Raw genomic sequence first — 18,383 nt, 5'->3', positions numbered from 1 at the left:
GCGTGTGCGCGACGCGAGGTGTCCGCCTACTTTCCGCTCGTCTTGTCGACGGCGGGGGCTTGATAGGTCTGATTGGGTTTGAAGGTCTCGGTCTCCGCATCCTCCGGCCGTCCACGACGACGGGTGAGGAAACCGATGAGAGACGGGCGGCCCTGCTGCTTGTTCCAGACGTCGATGGCGACGGCGAGCAGGAGCACGAGGCCCTTGATCATCGCGACGACATCGGCTCCCTGGCCGAGCAGTTGAAGGCCGTTGTTGAGGAAGGCCATCACGAGACCGCCGATGATCGACCCGATCACCGTGCCGATGCCGCCGGCGACCGCGGCGCCGCCGATGAACACCGAGGCGATCGCGTCGAGCTCCCAGCCGTTGCCGTCACCGGGGCCCGAGGCCTGCGAGCGGGCGACGAAGATCATGCCGGCCAGCGAGGCGAGCACCGACATGTTCATCATCACGAAGAAGTCGACCCAGCGGTCCTTGACGCCCGAGAGGCGAGCCGCCTGCCGGTTGCCGCCGACGGCGAAGATGTGCCGGCCGAAGACGGTGTTGCGCGTGACGAACGAGTAGATGATCACGAGCGCCAGCAGGATCAGACCCGAGACCGGGAAGCTCGTTCCGGGGCGTCCGGTGGCGAACAGCCAGCCGGCGCCGAGGATGACGACCGAGAGCAGCGTGACCTTGGTCGCGCTCACCCAGACCGGTGCACGATCCGAACCCATCTTCTTCTGGATGCGGCGCGTGCGGATCTCCCAGAAGATCACCCAGGCGACACCGATCAGAGCGAGGATCATCGTGGGCACGTTGAAGTTCAGCGGCAGCGCCACCTCGGGCAGGTAGCCGGCCCCGATGTACACGAACTCCTCGGGCACGGGGATCGACTGCGAGTTGCCGATGAACTGGTTCGCCCCGCGGAAGAACAGCATTCCGGCGAGCGTCACGATGAACGCCGGCACGCCGACGTAGGCGACCCAGAACCCCTGCCACGCACCCACCAGCGCGCCGACGCCGAGTCCGAGCAGGATCGCGAGCGGCCAGGGAAGATCCCAATCGGCCATCGCCTTCGCGACGATGATGCCGCTGAAGGCCGCCACCGAACCGACCGACAGGTCGATGTGGCCCATGATGATCACCATCACCATGCCGATCGCCAGGATCAGGATGAACGAGTACTGATTGATGACGTTGATCAGGTTGTTCGGCGTCAGGGTGGCGCCGTTCGGGTTCTTGATCATCGTGAGCACCTGGAAGAGCAGGATGATCACCAGGAGGCTGCCCAGGATGCCGAACTGGCGCAACGACGAGGTGCCGTTGCCGCCGAACATCTTGCGGATGTCGCCGAAGTGGAAGCCGCGCTTCTCGGTCTCGGTGGTCGTCGTGGTGCTCATGCGGATGCTTTCTGGGTAGCGGAGGTCATGCTGCGCATGACCTCTTCCGGGGTGGCCTGGTCGGAAGGGATGCAGTCGGTGACCCGACCCTCGAAGACGGTGTAGATGCGATCGGTGATGCCGAGCAGCTCGGGCAATTCGCTGGAGATGACGATGACGCCCTTGCCCTGGGAGGCGAGCTCGTTGATGATCGCGTAGATCTCGTACTTGGCGCCGACGTCGATGCCGCGGGTGGGCTCGTCGAGGATGAGCAGGTCGGGGTCGGTGAACATCCACTTCGCGAGCACGACCTTCTGCTGGTTGCCGCCCGAGAGCTTCGCGACGCCCTCCTCGACGGTGGGGGTCTTGATGCGCAGCGCCTTGCGGTAGCGCTCGGCGACGACGAACTCCTCCTGCTCGTTCACCACCCCGCGTTCCGCGATCTTCGACAGCTTCGCCGACACGACCGAACGCTTGATGGTGTCGAGCAGGTTGAGGCCGAGCGACTTGCGATCCTCGCTGACGTAGGCGAGGCCGTGCTTGATCGCCGAGGACACGTCCGACAGCACGATCTCCTGGCCGTCCTTGAACATGCGACCAGAGAGGAATGTGCCGTAGGAACGGCCGAAGATGCTCATCGCGAACTCGGTGCGGCCCGCCCCCATGAGGCCGGCGATGCCGACCACCTCACCACGGCGCACATTGATGCCCGAGCCCTTGACGACCATGCGCTCGGAGACGGTCGGGTGCTGCACCCACCAGTCCTTGACCTCGAAGAACACCTCGCCGATGTCGGGAGTGCGGTCCGGGTACCGGCTCTCTAGAGAACGGCCGACCATGCCGCGGATGATGCGATCCTCGTTGATCTCGCCCCGCGAGATGTCGAGGGTCTCGACCGTGCGGCCGTCGCGGATGATCGTGATCTCATCGGCGATCTGCTCGATCTCGTTGAGCTTGTGGCTGATGATGATCGACGCGATCCCCTTGGCCTTCAGCCCGAGGATGAGGTCGAGAAGATGCTGCGAATCGTTCTCGTTGAGGGCGGCGGTCGGCTCATCGAGGATGAGCAGCTTGACGTCCTTGTTGAGCGCCTTGGCGATCTCGATGAGCTGCTGCTTGCCGACGCCGAGGTGCTTGATCGCGACATCGGGATTCTCGTTGAGGCCCACGCGCGCGAGCAGCTCGAGCGCACGCTGCTTCTGCGCCTGCCAGTCGATCTTGCCGAAGCGCCGGATCTCATTGCCCAGGAAGATGTTCTCGGTGATCGAGAGCTCCGGGATCAGCGCGAGCTCCTGATGGATGATCACGACGCCCGCGTGCTCACTGGCCGCGATGTCCTTGAAGCGCTGCTCCTCGCCGTACAGGAGGATGTCGCCGTCGTAGGTGCCGTAGGGGTACACCCCCGAGAGCACCTTCATCAGGGTGGACTTGCCGGCGCCGTTCTCGCCGCAGATGGCGTGGATCTCGCCAGACCTGACGGTGATCGACACATCGGCGAGCGCCTTCACACCCGGGAACTCCTTGGTGATGCCCTGCATCTCCAAGATGGGGCCTGCTACGACCGGCAACGTTGCTGTTGTGCTCACGGATCTTCCTCGCGACGGGCGGTCACGTTCGATGTGACCGTTCACATTAGATTACATCGTCCGCTTCGGACGGGACTCTGTCAAGTCCTGGCGGAGATTTCGTTTCGCTACCGTGATGTGGTTGATTCACGGACGCGCAGCGTCGGATGCAGCTCGCCGAAGGACGGCGTCTCATCCCCACGGATCTGCGCGAGCAGAATCCGCACGGCACGACGCCCGAGTTCCGGGAACTCCTGGTGCACCGTCGTCAACGTCGGTGAGACGTGGGCGGCGACGGGGATGTCGTCGAACCCGACGACACTGACGTCATCGGGTACGCGGACCGCGGCATCCCGGAAGCCGTGCATCAGACCGATCGCCATCAGGTCATTCGCCGCGAAGACCGCGGTGAAGTCACGCCGACGCGCCAACTCCTGCCCCGCGAAATAGCCGAAATCAGCCGACCAGTCCCCGCGGATCGGCGGGAACGTCGGCAGGTCGGCCGCGCGCAGCGCCTCCAGATATCCGCGCATCCGCGACTCCGCCTCGATCCAGTCCTGCGGTCCGGCGAGGTGCAGGATCTCGCTGTGCCCGAGCGCGATGAGATGCTCGGTCGCGGCTCGCGCACCGGCCACCTGATCAGCAGACAGGCTCACTCCGTCCGAACCGGATGCGGTCTGGAGTGTGACGAACGGCAGGTCGACCGCCATCCCGCGCAGCACGTGGAAGACGCGCACCTGCGGAGCGAGGACGACGATCCCGTCCACCTGCTCACGGGCGAGCTGGCGCACCGCGTTGCCGATGGCCTCCGGCGTCGTGGCTGCGAGATTGAGCGTCGAGACCGAGTAGCCCTCCTCGCGCGCCGCATCCTCAATGCTCGCGATGGACGACGTCGGCCCGAACTCGCCGATCGTCGCGGAGAGGATGCCGAGGGTGTTCGACCGGCTCGTCACGAGGGCTCGAGCGGCCAGGTTCGGCCGGTAGTCGAGCACGGAGATCGCGTCGAGCACTCTCGCCTTCGTCTCCGGGCGGATGCTGGGGTGATCGTTCAAGACGCGGGACACCGTCTGATGCGAGACGCCGGCAAGCCGGGCGACGTCACGGATGCTCGGCAGGCGGGCACGCTCGGAAGCCGTCGACATCACAGCCTCCTCGCGTGTGCACGGTCACATGGGTACATTCATTATGTCGGTAGCGCCCGTTCCGCGCACCCTGTCGAGCCAGGAAGCGATGGGTTTCGCCCACCTCGCACGGAGCGGGTTGTCCGATCACACCGGAATCCGGCGGGGACTTCGTGTCGGAGCACCGGACACGAAGAGGACGGGATGCCACTGTGGCGTCGTGGACATCATTCTTCGCGGCGGGCGCGTCATCGACCCGGGAACCGACACCGATCAGATCGCGGACGTCTTGATCTCTGACGGCCGTGTGGTTGCGATCGGGAACGAGGTCGGGACTCGCACCGACTCGGAGACGATCGACGCCACCGGCATGATCGTGGGGCCCGGCTTCGTGGATCTGCACAGCCATGTGCACTCGATCGCCGGCCAGCGACTGCAGGCGATGGATGGGGTCACGACAGCGCTCGACCTCGAGGCCGGCCTCATGCCCGTCGCGGAGGCGACCGCCCGCGCGGAGCAGGAGGGGCGCCCGCTGAACTACGGCTTCTCAGCCTCCTGGGCTCAGGCTCGTGCATACGCGCACCTCGAGCGCGTTCCGGTCCCCGACATCCACGCCTCCATGGAACTTCTGGGAGATCCCGAGTGGCAGCGCAGCTCCAGCCTGTCAGAGCGCCGCCGCTGGCTCGGTCTGCTGGAGGGCGAACTCGCCGCGGGAGCGCTCGGCATCGGCGTCCTCATGGGCTACGCCCCGCGTACCGACCCCGACGAGTATCTCGATGTCGCCCGCCTCGCAGCGGCGGCTCGCACCCCGACATTCACTCACGTGCGAGAGCTGATCGAAGCCGACCCCGCGACACCGATCGACGGCACCGAAGAGCTTCTTCGCGCTGCCGGCGAGACCGGAGCCGCGATGCATCACTGTCACGTCAACAGCACTTCGCTCCGGCACGTGGATCGCGTTCTCCTGCAGATGGAGCGAACGATCGCCGCCGGATCCCGGGTGACCGTCGAGGCCTATCCCTACGGCGCGGGGAGCACGGCGATCGGCGCATTCTTCCTCGCCCCGGAGAAGCTTCCTGGCCTCGGCATCGCGCCGTCCGCTCTCGTGCTCGTCGAGACGGGAGAACGCATCGCCGATGAAGCGAGACTGCGCGAGATCCGTCGGACGGACCCCGCCGCGGCGTGCATCGTGACTTTCCTCGATGAAGCGGATCCGCTCGACCGCGCGCATCTGCATCGCTCCCTCGCTTTCCCCGACTCGATCGTCGCCAGCGACGCCATGCCCGTGTTCTGGCCTGCGCGCGACGGTGCACCGGCAACGCACGAGACGACGCAGTGGCCGCTGCCTCCTGGCGGTCAGACCCACCCGCGCACGGCGGGCACGTTCACGAAGTCGCTCCGACTGATGGTGCGCGAGTCGGAGACCTGGACCTGGCTCGAGGCGTTCCGACGATGCTCCTACCTTCCCGCTCGGGTGCTCGATGAGACCTCACCCGCCATGCGAGGCAAGGGGCATCTCCGCATCGGAGCCGATGCCGACATCGTGGTGCTCGATCCCGCGACCCTCACCGATCGCGCGACATATCTCGACCCCATCCGCCCCGCTCAAGGTGTCCGCCAGCTGTTCGTGAACGGCACCGCCGTGGTCAGAGACGGCGACATCGTGGCGGACACCTACCCTGGCCGAGCCGTACGAGGAGAACCGTGATGCTGAACGACCTGCAGACCTTCCTGGATCGCAGCGCCAGAGAACTGAACGTTCCCGGCGCCGTGATCGGCATCGTCGACGGCGACCAGGAGCACATCCTGACCACCGGGGTCGCCGCCACCGACACGGGAGCGGCCGTCACCGAGCGCACGCTCTTCCAGATCGGCTCGACGTCGAAGACGTTCACCGGCACGGTCGCGATGCACTTGATCGAGAACGGCCTGCTCACGCTCGACACGCGCGTGATCGACGTGCTGCCCGACCTCCGGCTGGCTGATGAGTCGGCGCTGCAGGAGCTTCGGATCCGGCATCTCCTCACGCACTCCGGAGGTTTCCTCGGCGATGCCGACGAGCTCGACGGCTGGGGCGATGACGCGCTCGCACGCAACATCGCCACCTATGGATCCCTCCCCCAGTTCTTCGCGCCCGGCACGATCGCGTCGTACAGCAACGCCGGGATGCGCCTCCTCGGTCGCGTGATCGAAGTCGTCACCGGCGAGACGTTCGAGAGCGCCGTACGGCGGATCGTGCTCGATCCGCTGGGGATGACCGAGACGTTCTTCTTCCCCTGGGAGGTCATGACCCGGCCGCACGCCGTCGGCCACGTGCCGGGTCGGGAAGGAGAGATGTCGACGCTTCCCCTTCTGGGCCTGACACGCGATATGAATGCCGAGGGCGGGATCGTCTCCTCGGTCGGAGATCAGCTCCGCTACGCCCGGTTCCACATGCGTGGAGAGACCGAGGGGAGCGCCCCGGTCAGCGATTCCACTCGACTGCGGATGCAGCAGCCGCAGGTCACTGCCGGTCCCCCTGTGGAGGCGATCGGATTCCCCTGGTTGCTCACCCGCCGCGGCGACACCAGAGTCGTGATGCACGGCGGAAACATCTACGACATCCAGTTGAGCGAGTTCCTCTTCGCTCCGGACCAGGATCTCGCGATCACCGTCCTCACCAACAGCGGAAGCGGCAAAGCCCTGGGCACACTGCTCATCGACTGGTGCTTCGAGCACCTCCGCGGCATCACCAGGACGCCTCCTCCCGTCACGCTCGGTGACACCGACGCCCTGGACGCCGTCACCGGAATCTACGACGCCGGACAATGGCATTACGACGTCACTCGCGTGGGTGACGCCCTCGAATTCGGCATGGTCCTCGCGCCGCACATCGTTGCGCTCGGCATTCCCGCCCGTCCGCCGATGCGAATCCGCGTGCGCGAAGATGGCGCGCTGATCACCGACGACGATCAGGCGGTCGGGCGCACTCTGACTCCCGCAGAGGGCGGTCCTGACCTGCTGCACGTCGGTCTGCGCGCAGTGCGTCGACGCTGATCCGATTCGCTTTGGCCTCGGCGAACGTCACGGCGAGCAAGTCTGGTCCTCGCGCACAACCAGCGGTGCCCCTCCCCCCGCATAGTCTCGGGCCAGTCGCCGTCGAAACCCCGAACGACGGCGCCTTCGATGAAGAGGAGCGCACATGTCCACGCTGTCCGAGATCGGCGCCTGGGTACAGGAAAACCTCGCCGAACTGATCGCCGCAGAACACGTTCCGGCAGCATCCGTCGGCATCCTCGCCGACGGCGAAGTCTTCACCACTGCGACCGGCATCCTGAATCTGAACACCGGCGTCGAGGCCGATGTCGATTCCGTCTTCCAGGTCGGATCGATCACGAAGACCTGGACGACGACGCTGATCATGCAGCTCGTGGACGAGGGGCTCCTCGACCTCGATGCGCCGGTGCGGGACACGGTCCCCGCGTTCGCTCTCGTCGATGACACGGCCGCGAGCGCGATCACGACGCGACAGCTGCTCAGCCACGTCGGCGGTTTCGAGGGCGACCTGTTCATCGATACCGGCGTCGGCGACGACTGCGTCGAGAAGCTTCTCGCGGTGATCGCCGAGGCACCGCAACTGTTCGCGCCCGGCGAGCGCTTCTCGTACAACAACGCCGCGTTCGTGGTGCTCGGCCGCATCATCGAGGTGCTGCGCGACAAGCCGTTCGACCGCGCACTCCGCGAGCACCTGGCAAACCCGCTGCAGCTCACCCATCTCGCGACAGACGCGTCCGAGGCGATCCGGTTCCGTGCGGCGCTCGGTCACGTCGATTCCGAAGACGGCGGCGAGCCCGTTCCGGCACCGGTATGGGGTCTGGTTCGCTCCAACGTCCCGGCCGGCGCGATGCTGGCGATGACCCCTCGCGATCTTCTGGGATACGCGCGCATGCACATCGACGGGGGTACAGGACCCGACGGTACCCGGATCCTCTCCGCCGAAAGCGTCGCAGCCATGCAGGAGCGCCAAGTGGAGCTTCCCGACTTGGGCCTCATGGGAAACGCGTGGGGTCTCGGCTGGGAGATTTTCGACTGGGACGGCGGGCCCGTCATCGGCCACGATGGCGGCACGATCGGCCAGACCTCCTTCCTGCGCATCGTCCCCGGCGCCGGTGTCGCGGTGGTGATCCTCACCAACGGCGTGGCGCCCGTCTCGCTGTACACCGCGCTGATGACGAAGATCCTGGGCGCTCTCGCCGGCGTCACGGTGCCACCCCTGCCCGCTCCACCCGAGAGCCCGGTGGGGATCGACGTGGATCGGATTCTCGGCACGTACTCCTCGTCGGTCTCCGAATCGACGGTACGACTCGACGACGACGGCCGGATCTGGCTCGAGCGCACCATGAAAGGCGCTTTCGCCGAGTACGACCCCGCCCCGAAGCCGACGGAGCTCGTCGGGTGGAACGGCGACAGCCTGATTCCTCGCGTCCCCGAACACGGCATGCACATCCCGCATGCGTTCGTCGGCGACGACGGCGCTGGTCGTGCCCTCTACCTGCACACCGGTCGCGCCGACCGACGCGTCGACGCCTGAGCGTCACCCGAGATCCACAGACAAGCTGGAGACAACACATGCGTTCACGTACCGCTCGCACCACGCTCGCCGCGCTCGTCGGCGCCACCGCTCTGGTGGCGACCTCGTGCGCCGCGCCCGGCGCGTCGCCATCAGGCGGCAACGGGGAGGGCACACTCGCCGAGGGCAAGACGTTCGTCCACCTCATCTCGACCGATCCGGGCAGCCTCGATCCCCTGGTCACCGTGTTGTCGTATGCCCGTTCGATCGACCGGTTCCTGTACTCCCGACTGATCGAGATGCAGACCGACGGCAGCATCGTCGCCGGACTCGCTTCGAGCTGGGAGTCCGACACCACCACGGCGACGTTCACTCTTCGCGACGGGGTCACGTGTGAAGACGGAAGTCCCCTCACCGCCACCGATATCGCGGCCAACATCGCCTACATCGGTGATGAATCGAATGGGTCGCCGATGGTCGGGCAGCAAGTGCAGGCGGGTACGACCGCGGTCGGCGACGACGCCGCAGGCACCGTCACCGTCACCAGCGGGCGCCCGGATTCGTTCCTGCTCGAGAACGTCGGGAGCATCGCGATCGTCTGCGGGAACGTGTTGAACGATCCCGCAGCACTCGCCAGAGGCGAAGGCGCCACCGGCATGTTCACGATGACCGAGATCATCCCGAACAGCCAGTACACGCTGACCCGACGTGACGAGTTCACATGGGGTCCGGGCGATTGGGACGCGGAACAGGCCGGACTGCCCGAGAAGGTCATCTTCCGCGTGGTGCCGAATGAGACGACCGCGACGAATCTGATGCTCTCCGGAGAGGCGAACGCCGCACTCGTGATGGGACCGGACAAGCAGCGTCTCGACAGCGCCGGCCTGATCAGGACGGACCTGCCTCTGGTCGTCGGGCAGCTGACCTTCAACCAGGCCGATGGACGACCGACGGCGGACCAGGCGGTCCGCGAAGCCCTGGTCCAGGCTCTCGATCTCGAGAAGTTGCGGCTCGTCATCGCCGGAGCTGACGGCACAGCACCCAAGAGTCTCGTCACGATCTCACCGAACCCGTGTCGCGCCGATCTCGCCGACGACTTCGCTCGCGACGTCGATGCGGATGCTGCCGCGCATGCTCTGGACGATGCCGGATGGGAGGTCGGTTCCGACGGAATCCGCGCGAAGGACGGCCAACGGCTGGAGCTGGGTCTGCTGTACGCCTCGGCGCAGGGCGACGCCGGCGGTGCCGCAGCCGAGCTGATCCAGGCGACCTGGAAAGAACTCGGCGTCGACCTCAGCGTGAGGTCCGCCGACGCTCCGACCGTGAGCGAGACGCTCTTCGTGAGCGGCGACTGGGATGTCTCGGCAGTTCCCGTCTCGGTTCCCCTGCCGAACATGCTCATCCCGTTCTACGCCGGTCCCACGCCGCCGAACGGCACCAACTTCGCGTCGATCGACAACGCGGAGTACTCGGCCGCCGCCGCCACCGCATCGGCCAAGGCCGGGACCGAAGGGTGCGCGGACTGGATCGACGCGGAGCGTGCTCTCCTGTCATCGACGACCGTCGTCTCCTACGCCGATCAGCTCACCGGGACATACGCCCAGAAGGCGACGTTCATCGAGAACGACGGCCTCGACCCGACGTCGATTCGTATGTACGAGTAGTCGCCGAGCACCCCGCTTTTCGTCCGCCCGTACGAACAGGCAACGAAGTCTCGTCTACCCGCACAAACGCCCTCCGATGGGGGGCGAATAGTCTCGGGCCAATCGCCGTCACACCCCTCTGACGGCGCACTCGATGAAGAGGAGCGCACATGTCCACGCTGTCCGAAATCGGCACCTGGGTACAGGAGAATCTCGCCGAACTCATCGCCGCAGATCACGTTCCTGCTGCATCTGTCGGCATCCTCGCCGGCGGCGAGGTGTTCACAACCGCCGCCGGTGTCCTGAACAAGAACACCGGCGTCGAGGCCGATGTCGACTCCGTGTTCCAGATCGGGTCCATCACCAAGACCTGGACGACGACGCTCGTCATGCAGCTCGTGGATGAGGGACTCCTCGACCTCGACGCACCGGTTCGCGACACCGTGCCCGCGTTCGCCATTGCAGACGTGGACGCCGCGAGAGCGATCACGACGCGACAGTTGCTCAGTCACGTCGGCGGTTTCGAGGGCGACCTGTTCATCGACACCGGCGTCGGGGACGACTGCGTGGAGAAGTACCTCGCCGTCATCGCGGATGCGCCGCAGCTGTTCGCACCCGGCGAGCGCTTCTCGTACAACAACGCCGCGTTCGTGGTGCTCGGCCGTATCATCGAGGTGCTGCGCGACAAGCCGTTCGACCGCGCACTCCGCGAGCACCTGGCAAACCCGCTGCAGCTCACCCACGTCGCGACAGACGCATCCGAGGCGATCCGGTTCCGCGCGGCTCTCGGCCACATCCCCGCCGAGGGCAGCGACGTCCCCGTGCCGGCACCGGTGTGGAGTCTCGTGCGCTCCAACGCACCTGCGGGTTCCATGCTGGCGATGACGGCTCGTGACCTTCTCGGGTTCGCGCGCATGCACATCGACGGTGGCAAAGGTCCGGACGGCACGCAGGTGCTCTCGGCCGAGAGCGTGAACGCCATGCAGGAGCGCCAGGTGGAGCTTCCCGACCTCGGCGTCCTGGGCAACGCCTGGGGCCTCGGCTGGGAGATCTTCGACTGGGACGGCGGACCGGTCATCGGGCACGACGGCGGAACGATCGGACAGAGTGCGTTCCTGCGCATCGTCCCGGGTGCCGACGTCGCCGTGGTTGTCCTCACCAACGGCGGCTCCCCCATTTCGCTCTACACGACGCTGATGACGAAGATCCTCGGCGAACTCGCCGACGTCACGATGCGTCCTCTCCCCGCGCCTCCCGCGACTCCCGTCGACGTGAACCTGGAGCGCATCCTCGGGACGTACTCGTCGTCGGTCTCGGATTCGACCGTGCGTCTGGACGACGACGGCAAGATCTGGCTCGAGCGCACGATGAAGGGCATCTTCGCCGAACTCGGCCCCGCCCCCGAGCCCGTCGAACTCGTCGGCTGGAACGGCGACAGCCTCGTTCCCGCCCGCCCGGACCGCGGCATGCACATGCCGCACGCCTTCGTCGGAGACGACGGCTCGGGACGCGCCCTCTATCTGCACACCGGGCGCGCAGATCGGCGGGTCAGCGCATGACCGTTCAGACGGCGGAGTTCACGGAGATCGCTGAGATCTTCTCCCAGGTCGGAGCGACCGGATTCCTGCACGCCAGAGAAGTGGGAGTCGACAACGGCCCCGAGGTGACGGTGCGCGCTGATGAACCCGTCGTGCTCGCATCCGTCTTCAAGATCCTGGTGCTCACGGCGTACGTCCGCGCGGTCGAAGCCGGAACGCTCGATGCGACCGGCCGCACCACGGTGACCGCCCGGTATCGGATCGGCGGCGTCGGCACTGCCGGCTTCGCCGATGATGTCGAGGCGAGCTGGCGCGATCTTGCATCGAACATGATGACGATGAGCGACAACGCCGCCACCGACGTCATCTACCACCGGCTCGGCGCAGAGGCCGTGAAGCAGGTCATCACCGACCTCGGCCTTGCCGACACGCATCTGATCGGATGCTGCGAGGACCTGTTCGACTCGGTGGTCGCCGACCTCGGCGGCACCGCGGAGAGCGACCTCGAAGAGTTGCTCGCCGCGGCCACCGAGGACCAGATGTGGGCTCTCAGCGCACTCGATCCGACTCGATCCTCGGGATCGACGCCGCGCGAGATCACCACGCTGCTGAACGCTCTGTGGACCGATGTCGCGGCTTCTCCGGAGGCCGCGGCGAGCGCACGCGAGATCATGGCGCGGCAGATCTGGCCGCACCGACTCTCGTCGGGCTTCCCGTCAGGGGTGCAGATCGCGGCGAAGACGGGCACCTTGCCCGCGTGGCGCAACGAGGCCGGCGTGGTCACCTACCCGGACGGACGCCAATACGCGGTCGCCGTGTTCACCCGCGCGGACTCGCTCGCCGAACGGCTTCCCGCGGTCGATGCATCCATCGGACGTGCCGCGTTCGCTGCCGTCGAGCACCTGCGGTCCATCACCCTCTGAGCCCGCTCCCACCCCGCGGTCCACCCGAAGCACTACTCCTCATATAACCCTCCTGGAGGCAACAGATGCGTTCTCCTACTCCTCTCCTCGCTCTCATCGGCGCTGCGGCGCTCGTGCTCACTTCCTGCGCCGCTCCCGGCACTTCGTCCGGTGGCGGTGGTGACAAGGGATCCCTCGCCGAGGGCAAGACCTTCACCAGCGTCATCTCCACGGACCCGGGGAACCTCGATCCCCTGATCACCGTGATGTCGGTGGCACGCTCCATCGGCCGTTTCCTCTACTCGCGCCTGATCGAGGTGCAGGACGACGGCAGCGTCGTCTCCGGACTCGCATCCGATTGGGAATCCGACACCACCACCGTCAACTTCACCCTCCGCGACGGGATCACCTGTGAGGACGGAACCCCGCTGACCGCGACGGACGTCGCTGCCAACATCAGTCACATCGGCGACCCGGCCAACGGATCGCCTCTGATCGGACTCCAGGTGCAGCCCGGAACCACGGCCGTCGGCGACGATGCCGCCGGCACCGTGACGGTGACGAGCGGACGCCCCGACTCGTTCCTCCTGGAGAACATCGGCAGCATCGCCATCGTCTGCGGGACCGTCCTGGATGACCCAGAAGCCCTCGCCGCGGGCAAGGGCGCAACCGGGATGTTCACGATGACCGAGATCGTACCCAACAGCCAGTACACGCTCACCCGGCGCAAGGACTTCGCCTGGGGCCCTGGCGACTGGGATCCGGAGCAGGCCGGCTTGCCGGACAAGGTGGTGTTCCGCGTCGTCCCGAACGAGACGACGGCGGCGAACCTGCTGCTTTCCGGAGAAGTGAACGCCGCAGGCGTGATCGGTCCGGACACGAAGCGTCTCGACGACGCCGGACTGTTCAAGACGGCGCTCCCTGTCCCGGCCGGTCAGATCATCTTCAACCAGGGCGAGGGCCGCCCGACCGCCGACCAGGAGGTGCGCGAGGCGCTGATCCAGGCACTCGATCTCGCCCAGCTTCGTCAGGTGCTCACCAGCGGTCAAGGGACCGTACCGACCGGCCTCGTCACCGTCTCGCCGAACCCGTGCCGCGCCGACGTCGTGGACGGATTCATCCCGGAAGTCGATGCCAAGGCCGCAGCGAAGGCTCTCGACGATGCCGGCTGGGTCGTCGGCTCTGATGGCATCCGCGAAAAGGACGGAAAGAAGCTCGAGCTCGGAATGATCTACTCCTCTCTCCAGGGTGACTCCGGCAATGCCAGCGCCGAATTGATCCAGGCGACGTGGAAGGACCTCGGAGTCGGACTCACGGTGAAGTCGGTCGATTCTCCGACTCTGAGCGAGACGCTTTTCGTCAGCGGTGACTGGGATGTCTCTGCCGCACCCATCACCGTGTCGATGCCGAGCATGCTCGTGCCGTTCTACTCGGGTCCGAATCCGCCGAACGGCACCAACTTCGCGTCGATCGACAACGCCGAGTACACCGAGGCCGTCACCGCGGCGTCGAACAAGGCGGGCGATGAGGGATGCGACGACTGGGGCAGGGCCGAGCAGGCGCTGTATGCCACGACGAGCGTGGTCCCCTTCGCCAACCAGAATCGGGCGACCTACGCGCACAACGCGGAGTTCATCGAGAACGACGGCATCGACCCCGCGTCGATCCGCATGTACGAGTAAGGACCGGAAGCAGCCGATGGCCAGTACCACCGCCACGCAGGCGATATTGATCAGATCCGCACGGTCCGACAACCCCTGGTTGTCGTTCCTGGTCCGTCGTGGAGGGCAGTTCGTCCTCTCGGTGTGGGTGCTGGTCACGGCTGCTTTCCTCATGATCCACCTGGTGCCGGGTGATCCGGTTCGAGCCGCCCTCGGGATGAACGCCCCCGCCGAGCTCGTCGAAGCACGACGAGCGGCGCTCGGCCTCGATCAACCCCTCGCTCTGCAGTACGTGCGGTATATCGGCGGCCTCTTCACCGGCGACATGGGCACGTCCATGATCACGAGCCAGCCGGTGAGCGAGATCATCTCGACACGGCTGCCGGCAACTCTGCAACTGGCGGTGCTCGCCGTGCTGCTCGTTCTCCTCGTGGCCGTGCCGCTGGGCGTCACGATGGCGGTCGCCACGCGCGGTGGACGCCGACGAGGGGCGGAGCTGACCTTCGCCACCGCCACCGTCGTCCTCGCCGCCATTCCCGAGTTCCTCCTCGCGGTCGGCCTGGTATACGTCTTCGCCGTTTCGCTCGGGTGGTTCCCCGTGGCCGGAAACACCGCGTCGATGTCGCTCGTCCTGCCGGTCCTGGCGCTCGCTGTCGGCCCCATCGCCGTCTTCGCCCGGATCATCCGCGTCGAGGTGCTCGCCGTCCTCAGCCAGGACTTCATCCGTACGGCGCGCGCCAAGCGCCTCGCCCCTCGGCGGATCTATACGCGGCATGCGCTTCCGAACGCCATGACGGCCACGCTCACCCTCACCGGACTCCTGCTCACCGGCATGGTCGCCGGCACTGTCCTCGTCGAGAACGTCTTCGCCTGGCCGGGCCTGGGAACGATGATCGTGCAGTCGATCCTGACCAAGGACTACTCGGTCGTGCAGGGCATCGTCCTCGTCTATGGCGTCGGCGTGCTGCTGGTCAACTTCGTGATCGACGTCGTCCTCGCGCTCCTCGATCCCCGCTCCACAATCCGGGAGGCATGATGTCTGCACGCTCGAAATGGCTCGACGTCGTCCGTTCACCCTTGGGCGCCACGGCGCTCGCCCTCGTCGTCCTCGTCGCGCTCACCGCGATCTTCGCGCCGATCATCTGGGGGCCGCAGGCCGAACAGGTCGATCCGACCGCGATCACGCAGGGCCCCAGCGCCGCTCATCTGCTCGGCACCGATTCCCTCGGGCGCGACGTGCTCGCCCGAGTCCTGGTCGCGACGCGCTTGTCCATCACTCTCGCGGTCGCCGCAGTCCTCATCGGCGTCACGGTGGGCACGCTCCTCGGCACTGCCCCTGCCGTGCTCCCCCGTTGGGCCGGACGCCTGATCGCGGGCGTCGTCAACATCGCTGTGGCATTCCCTGGGCTCCTGCTCGCCCTGTTCTTCGCCGTGATCTTCGGAGTCGGCACCACCGGCGCCGTGCTCGCGATCGGTTTCGCCATGGCCCCCGGCTTCGCCCGCTTGACCCAGACCCTCTCCGCTTCGATCGCCGGCCGCGACTTCATCGCGGCAGCGCGCGTCGCCGGCGTCTCCCGCATCCGGGTGCTGATCCGGCATATCCTGCCGAACATCGGCGAGCCGCTCGTGGTCAACGCGACGGTCGGTGCGGGATCAGCCCTCCTCGCGTTCGCGGGCCTCTCGTTCCTCGGACTCGGCGTGCAGGTGCCTGCATACGACTGGGGACGGATGCTCGGCGAAGGCCTGAACCGCATCTACCTGAATCCAGCGGCGGCGATCGGACCGGCCGTCGCGGTCGTCGTCGCCGGACTCGCCTTCAACCTGCTCGGCGAGACCGCAGCCTCCGTCATCGGCGGACGCAGCGCACGCCATCGCGGCCGGCTCCCCCAGTTCGGTCGCATGAGCGCCCCCGTTCTCGCGCAGGTCGTCGACGAAGACGTGGTACTCCGCGTCGACGATCTGCGCGTGTCCTTCCCCGGCCCCGATGGCTGGCTCACGCCGGTGCGAGGTGTGAGCTTCACCATCTCCCGCGGAGAGGCAGTCGGAGTCGTCGGAGAATCCGGGTCAGGGAAGAGCTTGACCGCACTCGCCGCCGCGCAGCTCATCGAACGGCCTGGTCGGATCTCCGCCGCGCACCTGAGCTTCTGCGGCACACCTCTGCTCGATGCTCCTGAGCACTCGGTTCGCAGTCTCCTCGGCACGTCTCTCGCCATGGTCTTCCAAGATCCGATGACCTCCTTCAACCCGACCAGGCGCATCGGATCCCAGCTCGCCGAAGCCGCATCCGAGCACCAGGGACTCAACCGATCGGCGGCGATGGCGCGCGCGGTCGACCGGCTTCAGGCCGTACGCGTGCCGGCAGCGCACCGGCGCGCTCGGCAGTACCCGCATGAGTTCTCGGGCGGTATGCGCCAGCGAGCGATGATCGCCATGGGACTGATGAATCACCCCCGCCTGATCATCGCCGACGAGCCGACGACGGCGCTCGACGTCACGGTGCAGCGTCAGGTGCTGCAGCTGCTCGCCGGGGTCCGCCGCGACACCGACGCCGCGATGCTCCTGATCAGTCATGACATCGCCGTGATCGCTCAGACGTGCGATCGAGTGCTGGTCATGTACGCGGGTCGCGTCGTGGAGGATCTCCCCGCTGCGCAGTTGCACACACACGCGCAGCATCCGTACACCCGGGCACTCCTCGACGTCGTGCCCGAGATCGACACCGACCGCTCGATCCCCCTCAAGATGATCCCCGGTCGCCCGCCCGCCCCCGGGGCGTTTCCAGCCGGCTGCGCCTTCGCCGACCGCTGTCCGCTTGCTTCCGCGCTCTGCCGCGAACAGGATCCGGAACTCGTCGACGATGCCGCCGGCCACCGCGTCGCCTGCTGGCACCCGGTCGATGGCGACAGCCCGGCGAACGCCGACGCCACCGTTTCGGCGGTCACCTCAGCCCTGCCGATCGTCGAGCACGAGGGAGTCATCCGATGAGTGAGCTGCGTTTCGATCATGTGAGCGTTCGCTACGGCACGCACCGAGCAGGCCTCACCGCCGTCGACGACGTGAGCCTGGTCGTCCCCTCCGGCTCCGTCGTCGGGCTCGTCGGCGAGTCGGGTTCAGGAAAATCGACCCTCGCACGCGCCGCGATCGGGCTCTCCCCGATCAGCGACGGAACCATCACGCTCGGCGGAGTGGATGTGCGCAGCTTCCGCCGCCACCGCCCCATCCAGATGGTGTTCCAGGACCCGTTCTCCTCGCTCGACCCCCGGATGACGATCGGCGAGTCGATCGCCGAAGCCCTTCCGCGCAGCGTCCGCAGCCGTACCGCACGGCGTGCGGAGGTCGCACGGCTGCTCAATCTGGTGAGCCTAGACCCGGAACGCGCGACGTCGCTGCCCGCGGCGCTCTCCGGCGGCCAACGCCAGCGCATCGCCCTGGCTCGGGCTCTCGCGGGCCGTCCCGAGGTCATCATCGCCGATGAGATCACCTCGGCGCTCGATGTCTCCGTGCAGGGCTCCGTGCTGAACCTCGTCCGCGAACTGCGTGCCGAACTCGACCTCACGATGCTCTTCATCTCGCACAACCTCGCCGTGGTGCGGTATCTCAGCGACTACATCGCGGTGATGTACCTGGGGAAGATCGTCGAGGTCGGCCCGACCGATCAGGTCCTGGCCGATCCGCAGCATCCGTACACGAAGGAGCTGCTCGCTTCCGCGCCGACGCGACACGGAAGTCTGCTCGACATCGATCCGCTTGCGCTCATCGACGTCGAACCTGCCGATCCGCACGCTCCGCCCAGCGGATGCCGCTTCCACCCCCGGTGTCCGATAGGGCCGGTCGCACGCCCCGATCGCCAGATCTGCGTCATCTCCGAACCGCTCCAGCCCGTCGGCGGACGCGGTGCGGCATGCCATTTCGCCGGTACCGGCGCGGACGCCCCGTTGGGAACTGTGCCGAAGTCCCAAACGGTCGCCCTCCTTTCGGCCTCCGACACAAAACGGCAGCCGTCCTCGGCCGCCACAGTGAACTGACCTTCCGATTGGAGT

Annotated in this window: 13 protein-coding genes; 10 read left to right on the top strand and 3 right to left on the bottom strand. The window is 66.8% G+C overall.

The genetic code is table 11. From position 1 onward, the window contains the following. Positions 1–26: 26 nt before the first annotated feature. From mmsB to MRBLWO13_RS11275, 3 genes are all read right to left on the bottom strand, one after another. A complete protein-coding gene (mmsB, locus tag MRBLWO13_RS11285) occupies positions 27–1,385 on the bottom strand; it encodes a multiple monosaccharide ABC transporter permease (RefSeq protein ID WP_341974093.1) in 1,359 nt (452 codons plus the stop codon). Beyond that, positions 1,382–2,902, bottom strand: coding sequence for a multiple monosaccharide ABC transporter ATP-binding protein (gene mmsA, locus MRBLWO13_RS11280; protein ID WP_341978357.1), 1,521 nt, complete (start codon positions 2,900–2,902; stop codon positions 1,382–1,384). The genes mmsB and mmsA overlap by 4 nt, the downstream gene beginning before the upstream one ends. A gap of 155 nt (positions 2,903–3,057) precedes the next feature. Further along, the gene (locus tag MRBLWO13_RS11275; protein ID WP_341974092.1) at positions 3,058–4,071 is read right to left on the bottom strand and encodes a LacI family DNA-binding transcriptional regulator; all 1,014 of its coding nucleotides are present in this window, start codon (positions 4,069–4,071) and stop codon (positions 3,058–3,060) included. Positions 4,072–4,270: 199 nt separating this feature from the next. Between MRBLWO13_RS11275 and MRBLWO13_RS11270 the strand changes: the two genes are divergently transcribed. The 10 genes from MRBLWO13_RS11270 (at position 4,271) to MRBLWO13_RS11225 (ending at position 18,368) form a co-directional block, all read left to right on the top strand. Continuing rightward, a complete protein-coding gene (locus tag MRBLWO13_RS11270) occupies positions 4,271–5,758 on the top strand; it encodes an amidohydrolase family protein (RefSeq protein ID WP_341974091.1) in 1,488 nt (495 codons plus the stop codon). Further along, a complete protein-coding gene (locus tag MRBLWO13_RS11265) occupies positions 5,758–7,086 on the top strand; it encodes a serine hydrolase domain-containing protein (protein ID WP_341978355.1) in 1,329 nt (442 codons plus the stop codon). Before MRBLWO13_RS11270 ends, MRBLWO13_RS11265 begins: the two co-directional genes overlap by 1 nt. 145 nt (positions 7,087–7,231) lie before the next feature. Beyond that, positions 7,232–8,620 carry a serine hydrolase domain-containing protein gene (locus tag MRBLWO13_RS11260; RefSeq protein WP_341974090.1) on the top strand — a complete coding sequence of 463 codons (1,389 nt, stop codon included), beginning with the start codon at positions 7,232–7,234 and terminating at the stop codon, positions 8,618–8,620. A 38-nt stretch (positions 8,621–8,658) separates the two neighbouring features. After that, the gene (locus MRBLWO13_RS11255; RefSeq protein ID WP_341974089.1) at positions 8,659–10,263 is read left to right on the top strand and encodes an ABC transporter substrate-binding protein; all 1,605 of its coding nucleotides are present in this window, start codon (positions 8,659–8,661) and stop codon (positions 10,261–10,263) included. A 149-nt stretch (positions 10,264–10,412) separates the two neighbouring features. Next, positions 10,413–11,801 carry a serine hydrolase domain-containing protein gene (locus MRBLWO13_RS11250; RefSeq protein ID WP_341974088.1) on the top strand — a complete coding sequence of 463 codons (1,389 nt, stop codon included), beginning with the start codon at positions 10,413–10,415 and terminating at the stop codon, positions 11,799–11,801. Then, complete coding sequence (locus tag MRBLWO13_RS11245) at positions 11,798–12,703, top strand: serine hydrolase (protein WP_341974087.1); 906 nt, start codon at positions 11,798–11,800, stop codon at positions 12,701–12,703. Before MRBLWO13_RS11250 ends, MRBLWO13_RS11245 begins: the two co-directional genes overlap by 4 nt. 65 nt (positions 12,704–12,768) lie before the next feature. Continuing rightward, positions 12,769–14,364, top strand: coding sequence for an ABC transporter substrate-binding protein (locus tag MRBLWO13_RS11240; RefSeq protein ID WP_341974086.1), 1,596 nt, complete (start codon positions 12,769–12,771; stop codon positions 14,362–14,364). Between the two features lie 16 nt (positions 14,365–14,380). Continuing rightward, complete coding sequence (locus MRBLWO13_RS11235; RefSeq protein WP_341974085.1) at positions 14,381–15,379, top strand: ABC transporter permease; 999 nt, start codon at positions 14,381–14,383, stop codon at positions 15,377–15,379. After that, the gene (locus MRBLWO13_RS11230) at positions 15,376–17,328 is read left to right on the top strand and encodes a dipeptide/oligopeptide/nickel ABC transporter permease/ATP-binding protein (protein WP_341974084.1); all 1,953 of its coding nucleotides are present in this window, start codon (positions 15,376–15,378) and stop codon (positions 17,326–17,328) included. The genes MRBLWO13_RS11235 and MRBLWO13_RS11230 overlap by 4 nt, the downstream gene beginning before the upstream one ends. Further along, positions 17,325–18,368, top strand: a complete 1,044-nt coding sequence (locus tag MRBLWO13_RS11225) for an ABC transporter ATP-binding protein (protein ID WP_341974083.1) — start codon at positions 17,325–17,327, stop codon at positions 18,366–18,368. The genes MRBLWO13_RS11230 and MRBLWO13_RS11225 overlap by 4 nt, the downstream gene beginning before the upstream one ends. Positions 18,369–18,383: the final 15 nt, after the last annotated feature.

It is taken from the genome of Microbacterium sp. LWO13-1.2, from assembly GCF_038397725.1.
In the GTDB taxonomy this organism is placed as follows: Bacteria; Actinomycetota; Actinomycetes; order Actinomycetales; family Microbacteriaceae; genus Microbacterium.
Note: the sequence above shows the minus strand (reverse complement) of the source record. Positions and strands in the feature narration are given on the sequence as shown.